The organism is Roseobacter sp. HKCCD5988 (assembly GCF_037830355.1).
Lineage (GTDB): Bacteria > Pseudomonadota > Alphaproteobacteria > Rhodobacterales > Rhodobacteraceae > M30B80.
The window spans coordinates 851,103-864,879 of the sequence record NZ_JBBLYJ010000001.1 but is presented as its reverse complement, the minus strand read 5'-3'; the positions used below and the strand labels follow the sequence as shown (position 1 = coordinate 864,879).

Sequence of the window (13,777 nt, the reverse complement as noted above, 5' to 3'; positions counted from 1 at the left end):
TGCCTCCTCGCGCGCGGATCGTCACTTTGCTTGATTTTATCCGATAAATGCTGCATTTGCATAGAGAGGCTTTACCAAGGTGAGGGGGTAGGGCTGATTTACCGCAGGGTGCATTGACGGCGCCCAAGCTCAATTTTGGAGATATGCATCCGATGCGACAGCTTCTCACCTATGATTTCATGGAAACCATGCGCGTGACCAACCAATGGCTTGGATCAACCGCGCGGGCGATGTGCTCCTATCCGCAATTCGGGCTTGTGGCCAATCCCGCCATCCAACTGACCGCCGCTTGGGGTGAGGTGATGGAGCGCAGTTTTGCGCGCATGGCGGTAAAACCTGATTGGGGCATTCGCTCCATCACACTCAGCGATGGCCGTGACCACGCTGTCAGTCCGAATGTTGTTCTTCCAAAACCTTTTGGCGATTTGGTGCATTTCGCTGTTGCAGAGCGCGCGGCTATGACCCGCAAAGTGTTGTTGGTTGCCCCAATGTCGGGCCATTACGCCACGCTTCTGCGCTCGACCGTCATCAGTCTTCTGCCCGATTGTGATGTCTATGTCACCGATTGGCACAATGCCCGCGACATCCCTGTCAGCGCAGGCAAGTTCGATGTCGAGGATTACACCCTCTATCTGGTGGAGTTCATGCGCCACATGGGGCCAGACACCCATGTCATCGCGGTCTGCCAACCCGCCCCTCTGACCTTAGCAGCGACCGCCTATCTGGCCGAGGAAGACCCCAAGGCACAGCCCCGCTCATTGACCCTGATCGGGGGCCCAATTGACCCAGAAGCCGCGCCAACGGATGTGACCGATTTTGGCAATCGCGTCACCATGGGCCAGTTGGAACAGTCCATGTTGCAGCGGGTGGGGTTCAAATATGCAGGCGCCGGCCGCATGGTCTATCCAGGATTGCAGCAGCTTAGCTCGTTTATGGCGATGAATGCCGAAAAACACAGCCGCGCCTTCACCGAGCAGATCCTTCGTGTGGCCAAGGGCGAGGCATCTGACAACGACAAGCATAACCGCTTTTATGATGAATATCTTGCGGTCATGGATATGCCTGCGGAATTCTACCTCTCAACCGTGGATCGTATCTTTAAGAAGCGCGAGATTGCGAAAAACACCTTCACCGTTTCAGGTAAGCCTGTTGATATCGGTCAAATCACATCGGTTGCGGTGAAAACTGTTGAGGGCGGCAAAGATGACATTTCCGCCCCGGGCCAATGTGTTGCAGCCCTAGATCTATGCACCGGCCTGCCAGACAGCAAAAAGGCGAGCCACCTCGAGCCTGATGCAGGCCATTACGGGATTTTTGCAGGCAAAAGCTGGCGCAACAATATCCGCCCGCTTGTTCTGGATTTCATTGACGCCAACAATAAGTCCGCGAAGATCAAAGCCGTCAGTTAAACCGCGCTTTCTAGCATTTCATCCAGCCTGCGCGCCAAAAGATCAAGGCAATGCGGGCTGGAAAAGCGGTGATCCTCGCCTTTGACCAATTCCAAATGCAAATCATCGCACTGCAAATGCGCAAGAAGGCGCAAAGCCACCGCTTGATCCACCGCCTCATCCTCGGTGCCTTGTAAAAGGCGCACAGGGGCGTCAATCGCCAGAGCGCTGCGCAGAACCAAATTCTTGCGTCCATCCTCAATCATGCGCTTGGTGACGATCATCGGCTCCCCGTATTCTGAGGGCAGCGCGGTTTGCCCCTGCCCCATGACTTCAGCGCGTTGATCTTCGGTGAAACTGGCCCAAAACCCATCTTCAGTAAAATCAGGGGCAGCCGCGATGCCAATCAGCCCCGCAATCCGTTCGGGGTTTCGGCGCGCTATCAACAGTGAAATCCATCCCCCCATGGACGACCCCACCAAAACCACCCGCTTCGGGGCAAGGCGATCTAAAACCTCGGCGGCGTCTTCGGCCCAATCGCCAATACAGCCCTCGGTGAACGCGCCGCTGCTTTCGCCATGGCCAGAATAATCAAACCGCAGGAAAGCCCGCCCACGGGATTTAGCGTATTCCTCAAGGAATACAGCCTTGGTTCCCGCCATGTCTGAGCGCAAGCCGCCCAAAAACACCACCATCGGATGGGTGCCTTCCGTCAGATGATAGGCAATGCTGCGAGATTTCTCGGTGATCAGATGGTCGGGCATGGTTTCGCTTTCATGTGCGGGCATATGTCCCCTCCATGCCAAAAACCTGTCCCCCCGCGCAAGAGTTGACACCACATCAAAGGCGCGCCAAAAGACCAAGCAACACTTAACCCGCAACCGGGCGTTTCGTAGGCGCCAAACTGACGAGGAGCAATGGCGATGCCACAGATTTCCCTAACATTTCCCGATGGCAATTCCCGCAGCTACGAGGCTGGCGTGACAGCCGCCGAGGTGGCCGAAAGCATCGCAAGCTCGCTTGCCAAAAAGGCGATCAGCGCCACAGTGAACGGCGCGCATTACGACTTGGCTTGGCCAATTGATGCCGATGCCACCATCGCGATCAACACCATGAAGGATAATGACGCCGAAGCCTTAGAGCTGATCCGTCACGACTTTGCCCATGTGATGGCGCGCGCCGTTCAAGAAATCTGGCCAGATGTAAAAGTGACAATCGGCCCCGTCATCGAAAATGGCTGGTATTACGATTTTGACCGCAAAGAGCCCTTCACCCCAGATGATCTGGGTCGGATTGAGGCGAAGATGAAAGAGATCATCAACGCCCGCGATGCCGTGCGCACAGAAATCTGGGATCGCGCACGCGCAATCGCCCATTACGAAGCAGCAGGCGAACCATATAAGGTAGAACTGGTTGGGATGATCCCCGAAGATCAACCCGTGCGGATGTATTGGCACGGGGATTGGCAAGACCTCTGCCGTGGCCCGCATTTGCAGCACACAGGGCAATTGCCCGCTGATGCGTTTAAATTGATGAAACTCGCAGGCGCATATTGGCGCGGCGACAGCAACCGCCCGATGTTGCAGCGCATCTATGGGGTCGCGTTCAAAAACCGCGATGACCTCAAGGCGCATCTGACTTTCTTGGAAGAAGCCGAAAAGCGCGACCACCGCCGCTTGGGCCGAGAGATGAACCTGTTCCATATGCAGGAAGAGGCCCCAGGTCAGGTGTTTTGGCACCCCAATGGGTGGCGCATATATACGGCGCTGCAAGATTACATGCGCCGTCGTCAGCAAGATGGCGGCTATGTAGAAGTTAACACCCCGCAAGTAGTTGACCGCCGTCTTTGGGAGGCCTCGGGCCATTGGGAAAAATACCAAGAGAATATGTTCATCGTGGAAGTGGACGAAGACCATGCCCGCGAAAAGGCCATCAACGCCCTGAAGCCGATGAACTGCCCCTGCCATGTGCAGATTTTCAATCAGGGCATGAAATCCTATCGCGACCTGCCCTTGCGGATGGCGGAATTTGGATCATGTAACCGATACGAACCATCGGGCGCATTGCATGGGATCATGCGGGTGCGCGGCTTTACCCAAGATGACGCGCATATCTTCTGCCGCGAAACGCAGATTGAGGATGAAACAAAGCAATTCATCGAGTTGCTTTCGGCGGTTTACAAGGATCTTGGGTTTGAGAAATTCCGCGTGAAATTCTCTGACCGCCCCGACACCCGCGCGGGCAGCGATGAGGTTTGGGACAAGGCCGAAGCGGCACTTAAATCCGCCACCGAAGCGGCGGGATATGCCTATGAACTGAATCCCGGCGAAGGGGCTTTTTACGGCCCGAAACTGGAATTCGTGCTGACCGATGCCATTGGGCGAGATTGGCAATGCGGCACGTTGCAGGTGGATTTCGTTCTGCCCGAACGTCTGGACGCCACCTATATCGGCGAGGATGGCGCGAAACACCGCCCCGTCATGCTGCACCGCGCAATTTTGGGCAGCTTTGAGCGTTTCATCGGCATCTTGATCGAGAACTTCGCAGGCCGCCTGCCCTTCTGGTTGGCCCCGCGTCAAGTTGTGGTTGCTTCTATCGTCTCCGAAGCGGATGGTTTTGTGGATGAGATTGTCGCGTTGCTCAAAAAACGGGGCGTGCGCGCCGAGGCTGATAAGCGCAACGAAAAGATCAATTATAAAATCCGCGAGCATTCCACAGGAAAGGTGCCTGTGATTTTGGCTGTTGGACGCAAAGAGATGGAAGATCGAAGCGTGACCTTGCGCCGTTTGGGTGAAAGTCAAACTTCCGTTCAGCCCTTAGATGCCTTGATCGATGCCTTAGTGGCAGAGGCGATTGCGCCTGATCTGCGCAGCTAATTTATAAAAGCGCGGCTTTTACATCCGCGCCCCATCCCAGATAGAGCGCCCCGTTATCAGCAAGGATGACGGGGCGTTTCATCAGGGCGGCATGGGTCGCCAACAGCGCCTTTGGATCAGTGGCGCGCGTGGCCTCATCCAAACCACGCCATGTGGTGGATTTGCGATTGATGAGGGCATCCGCCCCAAATTCTGCCAAAAACTGCGAAATCTCAGCATCGTTCAACGGGGTTTCGCGCAGATCACGCAACGCGGCGCTATGACCTGCAGCGGTCAATTCCTTCACCGCCTTGCGGCATGTGTCACAATTTTTCAGCCCAATAATCTGCATCTGTGCCTCTTTTTTATTCCACAAACCACAGCATAGGGCCGCAGGCGCTCGGTTCCAGAGAGTTTTTCTTGATTTTTAGTAAAACCAAGGCACTCTCTTGGCGTGCCTCTAGGTCACCGGTTGAACTGCTTTTGAGACGGCAGCAAAAGCATGGTCATCGGCCCTAGCTGCACCCCACGCGCAGACACGCTTGTGGGATTGAGACTTGAGACAGGAAAGATACGAAAATGCCCACTGGCACTGTGAAATGGTTCAACACCACCAAAGGTTACGGGTTTATCGCGCCTGATGGCGGCGGCAAAGATGTGTTCGTGCATATCTCTGCAGTTGAACAAGCGGGGATGAAAGAATTAGCCGATAACACGAAAATCAGCTTTGAGCTTCGTGAAGGCCGCGATGGTCGGGCCTCTGCGGTCGATCTGAAAATTCTCTGACGTCAAAACCCCGCGCGCAAGGCAGCCACACCGCTTTGCGCGCATGGCCCACTAGGCCGTGATGGCGCGCGCGATCATGACCCCACCCCATGCGGCAACCCCTGTCAGCGTGGCGCCCCAAATCACATCCATCACCACCATTTGCGGGTGCCAGTCACGCATCACCGCCCATGACGTGAACTCATAGGTGCCATAGGCCACAAAGCCCAAAATTGCGCCATTGATCAGGGCCAGGCTTGGCGTATCTGCGCGCATCGCGGGGGTGGAGGCAAAGTAAAGAATGCCCCCCATATAGGTCAGATAAAACAAGATTGCAGGCAACAGGCGAAACCCACCTTTATAAAGCAAATCGCCAATATGCCGCGCAAAGACAGGCTGCAACACTGTGTTCAACATCACCGCATCGGCAATGAGGAAGATCAAAGATGTCGCCACAAAGAGGATCAAGAGTGTCATCAGGTGCCGCCTTTTAGCGCTACGTCCCGCATGGCATAAGTTAGCGGTGCTTTTGAATAAGGCAAAACCTTAGGGCCGCACCAATTCCCGCACCACGCACGCGGGGCCATCCTCGCGCAAGGAATGCCGCCACGCCTCGCGCCAATTACCTTCGTTGATCTCAGGGAAGTAGGCATCTGCCGCCTCAATCACCAAATCAACCTCGGTGACCAAAAGCCTGTCTGCCATCGGCAGCATTTGCGCATAAATCTGTGCACCGCCAATCCCGTAAATCCGCGGATACCCTGCGCTTCGGGCCAACTCAATCGCTGCATCCACAGAAGCGACAACCGTATCGTGCAGCGTTTTATCACGGCTGACCACGATATTGAGGCGATTTTTCAGCGGCTTAAACGGTAGGCTCTCCCATGTGTTGCGGCCCATAATCACCGCCCCGCCCATTGTTTCACGTTGGAAAAAGGCCAAATCTTCGGGCGCGTGCCACGGGATTGTGTTGCCTTTACCAATCGCGCCGTTCTGCGCCCGCGCTACCACAAGTGAAATCATGACCGCCTCCCTAAACCGCCACAGGCGCTTTGATGGCGGGATGGGGATCATACCCTTCGATGATAAAATCATCGTAGCGGAAATCGAAAATCGACCCAACATCGCGTGCAAGCCGCAAGGTCGGCGCAGGGCGACTGTCGCGCGACAGCTGTTCTTTGACTTGATCCATATGGTTCGAATAGATGTGACCATCCCCAATGGAATGCACAAATTCACCAGGCTTATAGCCCGTGACATGGGCCAGCATCACAGCGAGCAAGGCATAAGAGGCAATGTTAAACGGAACCCCTAAAAACATATCTGCCGAACGCTGGTAAAGCTGCAGGCTCAGCCGCCCGTTCAAGATTTTCACCTGCCACAGCGTATGGCAGGGCGGCAGGGCCATTTGATCCACCTCGCCAGGGTTCCAAGCAGACACAATCAGGCGGCGGCTGTCAGGCGTGCGTTTAATCATCTCAACCAAATTCGAAATCTGATCAACCGATCCAATCGACACTGCGCCATCTGCGCCACGCGCAACCTTTGGGAAATGTCGCCATTGGTGGCCGTAAACAGGGCCAAGATCGCCCTTCTCATCGGCCCATTCATCCCAGATAGACACGCCATTTTCTTTGAGATAGCCGATATTCGTGTCGCCTGTGAGGAACCATAACAACTCGTGGATGATGGATTTCAGATGCAGCTTTTTGGTTGTGATGAGCGGGAAAGTTTCGCTCAAATCATAGCGCGCCTGCAGGCCGAAATAACTGCGCGTGCCCGTGCCTGTACGGTCGGTTGTATCCACGCCCTTTTCAAGGATCAGCGCCAATTGGTCATGATATTGCTGCATCGCCACACATCCACAGGTTGGGCCATCGTTACGCTATATATTGAAACGATTTTAGCACAAACCGCAATATCGGGTAGGGCATTTCTTGCCCCCGCCCCCTGTAATTCTGCAAATTTCACGCTAAGCTTGAGGCAACGCGAAATTTCACGAGGGAGACAGCCGTGGCAATCCGATATCTTCACACAATGGTGCGCGTCAAAGACCTTGAAGCAACCCAAAAATTCTTTGCGCTCTTGGGCCTAAAGGAGACGCGGCGCACTGATTATGAAAGCGGGCGCTTCAGCCTGATCTTCATGGCCCCTGAAGGCCAAGAAGAATGTCCCGTTGAACTGACCTATAACTGGGATGGCGATGATGGGCTGCCATCAGATAGCCGCCATTTTGGGCATCTCGCCTATGAGGTGGATGATATCTACGCGATGTGTCAGCACTTGATGGATCATGGAGTGACAATCAATCGCCCCCCGCGCGATGGTCGTATGGCCTTTGTGCGCTCACCCGATAATATCTCGGTCGAATTGCTTCAAAAAGGGGCGGCACAAGAGCCCGCTGAACCATGGGCTTCGATGCCAAATATCGGGCATTGGTAAGGGTCGCACTCATAATTGGGGTGGCTTTGCTGCTGCCCCAATCGGCCACAGCTTGCCGCTTGGCCTTGGCCCTTGGGTTGGATGCATCGGCATCGGTTGACAGTGATGAACACAGGCTGATGCGCGCGGGCCTTGCCAATGCGTTGACAAGCCCAGTTGTCATGACCGCACTGTTTGACAGCGCGGCACCTGTGGCAATCTTGGTGTATGAGTGGTCAGGGAGAAGGCAACAGCAAGTTTTGGTTGACTGGACGATCCTCGACACCCCGACAACCCTCACCGCTGTTGCTGCCGAAATTGTAGCCGCGCCGCGCGGGGATGATGAATTTCCAACCGCACTTGGATACGCGCTTGGCTTTGGGGCCACGCAATTAGCCGCCGCACCTGCCTGTGATTTTTATACGCTCGACATCTCTGGGGATGGTGAAAACAACGAGGGATTTCAACCAAGCCATGCTTTTGCCCATTTCCCATTTGACGGTGTTACTGTGAACGGGTTGGCGATTGGGGGCGCGGCGGTTGATATTGTCGAATATTACCAACGCGAAATCCTGCGCGGGCCGGGTGCCTTTATCGAACAGGCGCGCGATTACCAAGATTTTGAAGCCGCCATGTTGCGCAAACTCGAACGCGAATTGCGCCCCATGATGTTGGGCGGCCTTTAATCCGCGCGCGGAAGACTTGGAAAGCCTCACAAAAAATACAAATTATATTTAAATTTTGAGTATATTTTTGGCGATTTGCTCATGCTTGATCGAACTGACCGCCGCTTATTGCGTGCCTTGCAACAAAATGGCGCAATGACGGCGCAGGAGATGGGGCGCCATCTTGGTCTTTCGACCTCGCAAGCAGGGCGGCGGCGACAAAAGCTAGAACAAACAGGCGTGCTGCGCGCGGTCAGCATAGATATTGCACCAGAGGCCTGCGGCTTATCCGTGCAGGCGTTTTGACACTCACCCGCAGCGCCCATGATCCTGCCTTGATGGATGATTTCAAGCGATTGCTGCACAGCACCCCTGAAATCGTTTCAGCCTTTGATGTCACAGGCTCTGCAAACACAATCCTGCGCGTTTGGTGCAGCGATCTAGACGCGCTACGCGAGCTTATTGATACCATCATCTTACCCCTCCGATGGTCGAGAAACTGCACACCGAGATCGTGATGGCGCAAATCAAGCCAGACGGTGCCTTGCCGCTCTGATCCACTCGTGTCAAAGTTGCACTCAAGACAAACGCAACCTCCCCCACGCAAAGGACAGGCCGATGGAAAGCCTGCTTTTACAGGCGACAATCTATCTTTCTGCGATGGTGATCGCTGTGCCCCTGACCGTGCGGTTTGGTCTGGGATCGGTCTTGGGGTATTTGCTTGCTGGCATCGCGATTGGCCCATTGATTGGGTATATCGGCTCGGACACAGATGACCTTCAACCTTACGCCGAATTTGGCGTGGTGCTGATGCTGTTTCTGATCGGTCTAGAGCTAGAGCCGCGCAATCTTTGGGATATGCGACAACGCTTGATTGGTTTGGGCGGGGCGCAGGTTGTTTTGACAACCTTTGCGCTTGCAGGGGTCGCGCTGCTCTTTGGCTTGCAATGGCAATTGGCCTTGGCAACAGGGATGATCTTGGCCCTGTCTTCGACCGCGATTGTGCTACAGACGCTCAGCGAAAAGGGACTGATGAAAACCAACGGCGGCCGAGGCGCGTTTTCTGTGCTTATGACCCAAGATATTGCAGTCATTCCGATGTTGGCGTTCCTTCCCCTTTTGGCCGTGTCGGGCAGTTTAAGTTTTGCGCAAGACGGCTCGATCCAACGCGCCACCGATACGGCGGGTCATGGGGCCCATTCCTTCTCACTGGTCGAAGGACTGCCGGGATGGGGGGTGACGCTGGTCACAATTGCCGCCATCGCGCTCGTGATCCTTGCGGGGCATTTCCTATCCCGCCCCCTGTTCCGCTTTATCCACATGGCACGCTTGCGGGAGGTTTATACCGCGGTGGCCCTTGTGATCGTTGTTGGCATCGCGGCCCTGATGATCTTGGTGGGGCTTTCGCCCGCGCTTGGGGCGTTTATTGCTGGCGTTGTCCTTGCCAACTCCGAATTCCGCCATGAATTAGAGGCCGATATCGCCCCGTTCAAAGGCCTGCTCTTGGGGCTGTTCTTCATCACAGTGGGCGCAGGTATAAATTTCGGAACGCTATTTTCAGCGCCCCTGACAATCTTGGGTCTGACCTTGGGAATGATGGCCCTCAAAGGCGTGATCCTTTTGGCTATCGGCTTTGCCTTTGGAATGCGGAAAAAAGACCTGTCTCTCTTTACGCTTGGCCCTGCACAAGCGGGCGAGTTTGGCTTTGTTTTGATCTCATTCTCAGTTCAGCAATCGGTGATGACCGATGCGACCGGCCAAATGCTTTTGCTGGTTGTGGCGCTGTCCATGCTGCTGACACCTTTGGCCTTCATCCTCTATGATCGGCTCGCCCATCGTTTAGCCGATACAGGCACCGCCCCAGAGGCCGATGAAATCGGGGAAACCGCGCCCATCATCATCGCAGGCGTGGGGCGGTTTGGGCAGGTGGTCAATCGTGTTGTCCAAGGTGCAGGGTTTAAGACGGTGGTGCTCGATGCCGATTTATCGGTCATCCAGCTGATGCGCGGCTTTAGCTTTAAGGCGTTTTTCGGTGACCCGACCCGCCCCGAACTCTTGACCGCGGCAGGGTTAGAAGAGGCCAAGGTTCTTGTCGTTGCGGTCGACAACAAGGAAAGCGCGGTGCGTCTTGTCACCTATGCGCGCCGCATCAGGCCAGATCTCCATATCACTGCACGGGCGCATGATCGGCTGCATGTCTACGAACTTTATAAGGCAGGTGCAGATCATATCGTGCGCGAGATGTTCGACAGCTCACTGCGGGCCGCGCGCTATGTGCTTGAGGATATGGGCCTGTCTGATTACGAGGCCCATGAAATGGAGGTGGCCTTTTACCGCCATGACCGCCAAAATCTGCGCGATTTGGTGGAACTGTGGAAACCAGGCGTGCCGATTGCCGAGAACCCCGCCTATATGGAACGCGCGCGCGAATTGAACGCGAACCTTGAGGCGGCGCTGCTCAGCGCATTAGACGAAGCCACGCGGGAGAATGCCATGGGGGAAGGCCCGACAGATCGCCGCCGCGCGCGCGGTGATGCCAGCGCACTTTCGGGCAAGCTGTCACGCGGCGGTGCGCGGGATGCCTCTTAACCCGCGCTGACGCCAGCTTCAGCAAAGCTCGCCATGCCTGAGTGGCAGGCAAGCGCCCCTTTAAGAATTTGAATGGCCAAGGCGGCCCCGCTACCTTCACCAAGACGCAATCCAAGGTTCAGCAAAGGCTCTTTGCCAATCGCGTCCAGCAATTTGCGATGTCCTCCCTCATCTGAGAGATGGCCTGCCACACAATGATCCAATGCACCCTTTTGGGCCTGCTCCAAACAGGCGGCCGCCGCAGTGCAGATAAATCCATCAAGGATAACAGGGATGCAGTTTGCGCGCGCCGCAGCAATCGCGCCCGCCATGGCAACAATCTCGCGCCCGCCCAAGCATCGCAAAGCCGTCAATGGATCGCTCCGCGCCTCAGGGTTCGCGGCAATCCCCCGCGCCACCACATCCGCCTTGCGCGCAAGGCCCGCATCATCCACACCCGTGCCGCGACCAACCCAATCGCCCCCCGTGCCACCAAACAGCGCGCAGGCCATCGCCGCAGCGGCAGTGGTGTTGCCGATCCCCATTTCCCCCACCACCAAAAGGTCAGAGGTTGGATCAACAGCCCCCCAGCCTGTTGAGAATGCAGTCAAGAATGCGGCCTCATCCATTGCAGGGCCTTGCGTGAAATCTGCGGTTGGCTGTTCCAGATCAAGCGCATGAACATCCATCTGCGCGCCAGCAAGCTTGGACAGTTGATTGATCGCTGCACCGCCTGCCTCGAAATTAGCAACCATTTGCACTGTGACCTCAGCGGGAAAGGCACTGACGCCCTGAGCTGTGATCCCGTGGTTCCCTGCAAAGACAATCACCTGTGGGGCGTCAATTTGCGCGCGCGCATTGCCGCGCCACCCGCAATACCAGATTGCCACCTCCTCAAGCCGCCCCAATGCGGCAAGGGGCTTGGTCAATTGGCTGTTGCGCAACTCGGCAGCCTCCAACGCGGTTGCATCAGATTTGGGGGCTGCGACAAGGGCCGCGTGAATATCGGAAAGGGTCTCAAATTGCATGACGAGCTTTGTCCACCAGATCAAAGGATTGCGTGCTGCCCCCACTATCCGATAGACAATGGCGGGGACAACAGGAACATCGCAAGAATGACCCATAACTTTCTGCATGGAAACCGACCAAAACTAGGCGATATCGCCGTTGCCTTTGCGCTTTTGAGCCGCCTTTCCCTGCCGTTCAAACCCGATTACTCGCGCGGCGCAGAGGCTGCATGGGCCTATCCGCTTATCGGCGCGGCTATCGGCGCGATTGGGATGGGGCTTGGCGGTGCGGCTTTGGGGCTGGGCCTGCCGCTTAGCGTTGCGGGTATAATCGCGCTTGCGGCCCTCATCCTCAGCACAGGCGCGATGCATGAGGACGGTCTCTCGGATGTGGCTGATGGGTTTTGGGGCGGATGGAGCGTGGAAGATCGCCTGACCATCATGAAAGACAGTCATGTGGGCGTATACGGCGTCATTGCCCTGACCTTATCGCTGCTGCTTCGCGCAAGCCTAATCATCACGGTTTTACCGCAAGCCCCCCTTGCACTAATTGCCATCGCCGCATTGAGCCGCGCGCCCATGGTCGTGCTCATGCGCTTTTTGCCCAATCCCCGCACCACGGGCCTGTCGCGCAGCGTGGGAACCCCGTCTAACGTCACCACGGGCGGCGCGGCTATCCTTGCCTGCCTGATAACATTGGGCCTCATCGGGCCGCTTTCGGGCCTTTTGGTGATTGGCGCTGCGGCCTTGGCGGCAGTTGGCCTTGGTCTGTTGGCTAAGGCCAAAATCGGCGGGCAAACGGGGGATGTGTTGGGGGCAAGCCAACAGATCACCGAAATTGTCGCCATGGCGACACTTGCAGCTGTCTTATAACGAAAACGCCGCGCGAAGATCCCTTCACGCGGCGCATCCAATGTTTCAAGAAATGGCTTAGGCCGCGCGGGCGGTCAAAACCTCATCCACGCGCTGCTGCGCGCCGCGCTCATCCATGCCTTGCACGGCTGCCAACTCGCGGGTCAAACGCTCAAGCGCTGCTTCATACAGCTGACGCTCAGAATAGCTTTGCTCACGCTGGTCATCCGCACGATGCAAATCGCGCACCACTTCGGCAATTGCGATCAAATCGCCCGAATTGATCTTTTGCTCATATTCTTGAGCACGGCGCGACCACATGGCCCGCTTCACCCGCGCCTTACCCTTCAGCGTATCTAGCGCCTTGGACACGACATCGGGGCTCGACAGCGAGCGCATTCCGACCTCAGTGGCTTTTGCGGTTGGCACCCGCAGGGTCATTTTGTCTTTTTCAAACGAGATCACGAACAGCTCCAGATTGATGCCAGCAATCTCTTGCTCTTCAATCGAGATGATCTGACCCACACCATGGGCGGGATAGACCACATAATCATTGGGGCTGAATTCTTGCGATTTACGCGACTTGCTCATAAGCAGTGTTTCCTTTGCACGGGCCACCCACGGCAATCAGCCGAAAAAACCGCATGCAGAAAAGAGCTGCTTTTCTACATTGGCGATTGTTAAGGAATGTGAGGCGATGGCCTAAGCCCGTGAATATGTTGGTTTGGGCAGTGATTCCAAAAAAGTTTGCACCAGCAATGTAACACAAAATTACGCTGATTCAAAGTTGGCGCAGCAAACCTTCGCCCGTATACCTATTTTTTCAGATAAATTTGCGCACAAATAAAGGCCAGCACAAACAGAATACAGGCGAATCGGCACCAGAATCGCCGCGCCCTTGTTTGCTATTTAACCACCTTCACCGGGCTTTTCGGAAAAGAGATCCATTTTGCCCGGCTTACCATCCATCTCCTCTGCCTCGGGCAGCGGGTCTTTCTTGGTGATGATCACAGGCCATGCTTCTGACCATTTGCGGTTAAACTCAACCCACTGCTCCATATCTGGCTCAGTGTCGGGGCGGATCGCATCGGCAGGGCATTCAGGCTCGCAGACGCCGCAATCGATACATTCGTCTGGATGGATGACCAACATATTCTCGCCCTCGTAGAAGCAATCCACGGGGCATACCTCAACGCAGTCTGTATATTTGCAGGCAATGCAATTGTCGGTCACGACATAGGTCATAGGGTCATCAC

At 55.7% G+C, this 13,777-nt stretch carries 17 protein-coding genes; 9 read left to right on the top strand and 8 right to left on the bottom strand.

Going from position 1 to position 13,777, the window contains the following annotated elements; all coding sequences use genetic code 11:
• Positions 1–152: 152 nt before the first annotated feature.
• A complete protein-coding gene (gene phaZ, locus AAC636_RS04330; protein ID WP_340300529.1) occupies positions 153–1,409 on the top strand; it encodes a polyhydroxyalkanoate depolymerase in 1,257 nt (418 codons plus the stop codon).
• On the opposite strand, the gene AAC636_RS04325 is transcribed toward phaZ, so the two are convergent.
• A complete protein-coding gene (locus AAC636_RS04325; protein ID WP_340300528.1) occupies positions 1,406–2,176 on the bottom strand; it encodes an alpha/beta hydrolase in 771 nt (256 codons plus the stop codon). The two genes, phaZ and AAC636_RS04325, sit on opposite strands and share 4 nt — an antisense overlap.
• A 135-nt stretch (positions 2,177–2,311) precedes the next feature.
• Here AAC636_RS04325 and thrS point away from each other — a divergent pair, with 135 nt between their 5' ends.
• A complete protein-coding gene (thrS, locus tag AAC636_RS04320) occupies positions 2,312–4,264 on the top strand; it encodes a threonine--tRNA ligase (RefSeq protein WP_340261281.1) in 1,953 nt (650 codons plus the stop codon).
• A gap of 1 nt (position 4,265) precedes the next feature.
• Here the strand turns inward: thrS and AAC636_RS04315 are convergent, their stop codons facing one another.
• Positions 4,266–4,595, bottom strand: a complete 330-nt coding sequence (locus AAC636_RS04315) for an arsenate reductase family protein (protein ID WP_340300527.1) — start codon at positions 4,593–4,595, stop codon at positions 4,266–4,268.
• 227 nt (positions 4,596–4,822) lie between these two features.
• On the opposite strand from AAC636_RS04315, the gene AAC636_RS04310 reads away from it, so the two are divergent.
• Positions 4,823–5,029 carry a cold-shock protein gene (locus tag AAC636_RS04310; protein ID WP_317656193.1) on the top strand — a complete coding sequence of 69 codons (207 nt, stop codon included), beginning with the start codon at positions 4,823–4,825 and terminating at the stop codon, positions 5,027–5,029.
• A 51-nt stretch (positions 5,030–5,080) separates the two neighbouring features.
• Here AAC636_RS04310 and AAC636_RS04305 read toward each other — a convergent pair whose 3' ends face one another.
• From AAC636_RS04305 to AAC636_RS04295, 3 genes are all read right to left on the bottom strand, one after another.
• The gene (locus AAC636_RS04305; protein WP_340300526.1) at positions 5,081–5,485 is read right to left on the bottom strand and encodes a DUF2177 family protein; all 405 of its coding nucleotides are present in this window, start codon (positions 5,483–5,485) and stop codon (positions 5,081–5,083) included.
• Between the two features lie 69 nt (positions 5,486–5,554).
• Complete coding sequence (locus AAC636_RS04300; RefSeq protein ID WP_340300525.1) at positions 5,555–6,031, bottom strand: dihydrofolate reductase; 477 nt, start codon at positions 6,029–6,031, stop codon at positions 5,555–5,557.
• A 10-nt stretch (positions 6,032–6,041) separates the two neighbouring features.
• A complete protein-coding gene (locus tag AAC636_RS04295) occupies positions 6,042–6,860 on the bottom strand; it encodes a thymidylate synthase (protein ID WP_340300524.1) in 819 nt (272 codons plus the stop codon).
• Positions 6,861–7,021: 161 nt separating this feature from the next.
• Here AAC636_RS04295 and AAC636_RS04290 point away from each other — a divergent pair, with 161 nt between their 5' ends.
• The 5 genes from AAC636_RS04290 (at position 7,022) to AAC636_RS04270 (ending at position 10,683) form a co-directional block, all read left to right on the top strand.
• Positions 7,022–7,450 carry a VOC family protein gene (locus AAC636_RS04290; RefSeq protein WP_340300523.1) on the top strand — a complete coding sequence of 143 codons (429 nt, stop codon included), beginning with the start codon at positions 7,022–7,024 and terminating at the stop codon, positions 7,448–7,450.
• On the top strand, positions 7,417–8,115 hold the full coding sequence (locus tag AAC636_RS04285) for a DUF1194 domain-containing protein (protein WP_340300522.1): 699 nt from the start codon (positions 7,417–7,419) through the stop codon (positions 8,113–8,115). Before AAC636_RS04290 ends, AAC636_RS04285 begins: the two co-directional genes overlap by 34 nt.
• Before the next feature lie 81 nt (positions 8,116–8,196).
• On the top strand, positions 8,197–8,400 hold the full coding sequence (locus AAC636_RS04280; RefSeq protein ID WP_340300521.1) for an Lrp/AsnC family transcriptional regulator: 204 nt from the start codon (positions 8,197–8,199) through the stop codon (positions 8,398–8,400).
• Positions 8,397–8,612 carry an Lrp/AsnC ligand binding domain-containing protein gene (locus AAC636_RS04275; RefSeq protein WP_340300520.1) on the top strand — a complete coding sequence of 72 codons (216 nt, stop codon included), beginning with the start codon at positions 8,397–8,399 and terminating at the stop codon, positions 8,610–8,612. The genes AAC636_RS04280 and AAC636_RS04275 overlap by 4 nt, the downstream gene beginning before the upstream one ends.
• 100 nt (positions 8,613–8,712) lie before the next feature.
• Positions 8,713–10,683 carry a cation:proton antiporter domain-containing protein gene (locus AAC636_RS04270; protein WP_340300519.1) on the top strand — a complete coding sequence of 657 codons (1,971 nt, stop codon included), beginning with the start codon at positions 8,713–8,715 and terminating at the stop codon, positions 10,681–10,683.
• On the opposite strand, the gene cobT is transcribed toward AAC636_RS04270, so the two are convergent.
• The gene (cobT, locus tag AAC636_RS04265) at positions 10,680–11,690 is read right to left on the bottom strand and encodes a nicotinate-nucleotide--dimethylbenzimidazole phosphoribosyltransferase (RefSeq protein ID WP_340301085.1); all 1,011 of its coding nucleotides are present in this window, start codon (positions 11,688–11,690) and stop codon (positions 10,680–10,682) included. The two genes, AAC636_RS04270 and cobT, sit on opposite strands and share 4 nt — an antisense overlap.
• Before the next feature lie 87 nt (positions 11,691–11,777).
• Between cobT and AAC636_RS04260 the strand changes: the two genes are divergently transcribed.
• Positions 11,778–12,542: an adenosylcobinamide-GDP ribazoletransferase gene (locus AAC636_RS04260; protein ID WP_340300518.1), complete on the top strand. Its 765-nt coding sequence runs from the start codon at positions 11,778–11,780 to the stop codon at positions 12,540–12,542.
• 57 nt (positions 12,543–12,599) lie between these two features.
• Here the strand turns inward: AAC636_RS04260 and AAC636_RS04255 are convergent, their stop codons facing one another.
• Both AAC636_RS04255 and fdxA read right to left on the bottom strand, forming a co-directional pair.
• On the bottom strand, positions 12,600–13,112 hold the full coding sequence (locus tag AAC636_RS04255) for a CarD family transcriptional regulator (RefSeq protein WP_317656207.1): 513 nt from the start codon (positions 13,110–13,112) through the stop codon (positions 12,600–12,602).
• 318 nt (positions 13,113–13,430) lie between these two features.
• A complete protein-coding gene (gene fdxA / locus AAC636_RS04250) occupies positions 13,431–13,766 on the bottom strand; it encodes a ferredoxin FdxA (RefSeq protein WP_317656208.1) in 336 nt (111 codons plus the stop codon).
• Between the last annotated feature and the right edge of the window lie 11 nt (positions 13,767–13,777).

Bases quoted from the DNA above. Each gene is read 5' to 3' on its own strand.
- phaZ (WP_340300529.1), top strand. From the start codon at position 153: ATGCGACAGCTTCTCACCTATGATTTCATGGAAACCATGCGCGTGACC.
- AAC636_RS04325 (WP_340300528.1), bottom strand. From the start codon at position 2,176: ATGCCCGCACATGAAAGCGAAACCATGCCCGACCATCTGATCACCGAG.
- thrS (WP_340261281.1), top strand. From the start codon at position 2,312: ATGCCACAGATTTCCCTAACATTTCCCGATGGCAATTCCCGCAGCTAC.
- AAC636_RS04315 (WP_340300527.1), bottom strand. From the start codon at position 4,595: ATGCAGATTATTGGGCTGAAAAATTGTGACACATGCCGCAAGGCGGTG.
- AAC636_RS04310 (WP_317656193.1), top strand. From the start codon at position 4,823: ATGCCCACTGGCACTGTGAAATGGTTCAACACCACCAAAGGTTACGGG.
- AAC636_RS04305 (WP_340300526.1), bottom strand. From the start codon at position 5,485: ATGACACTCTTGATCCTCTTTGTGGCGACATCTTTGATCTTCCTCATT.
- AAC636_RS04300 (WP_340300525.1), bottom strand. From the start codon at position 6,031: ATGATTTCACTTGTGGTAGCGCGGGCGCAGAACGGCGCGATTGGTAAA.
- AAC636_RS04295 (WP_340300524.1), bottom strand. From the start codon at position 6,860: ATGCAGCAATATCATGACCAATTGGCGCTGATCCTTGAAAAGGGCGTG.
- AAC636_RS04285 (WP_340300522.1), top strand. From the start codon at position 7,417: ATGGGCTTCGATGCCAAATATCGGGCATTGGTAAGGGTCGCACTCATA.
- AAC636_RS04280 (WP_340300521.1), top strand. From the start codon at position 8,197: ATGCTTGATCGAACTGACCGCCGCTTATTGCGTGCCTTGCAACAAAAT.
- AAC636_RS04270 (WP_340300519.1), top strand. From the start codon at position 8,713: ATGGAAAGCCTGCTTTTACAGGCGACAATCTATCTTTCTGCGATGGTG.
- cobT (WP_340301085.1), bottom strand. From the start codon at position 11,690: ATGCAATTTGAGACCCTTTCCGATATTCACGCGGCCCTTGTCGCAGCC.
- AAC636_RS04260 (WP_340300518.1), top strand. From the start codon at position 11,778: ATGACCCATAACTTTCTGCATGGAAACCGACCAAAACTAGGCGATATC.
- AAC636_RS04255 (WP_317656207.1), bottom strand. From the start codon at position 13,112: ATGAGCAAGTCGCGTAAATCGCAAGAATTCAGCCCCAATGATTATGTG.
- fdxA (WP_317656208.1), bottom strand. From the start codon at position 13,766: ATGACCTATGTCGTGACCGACAATTGCATTGCCTGCAAATATACAGAC.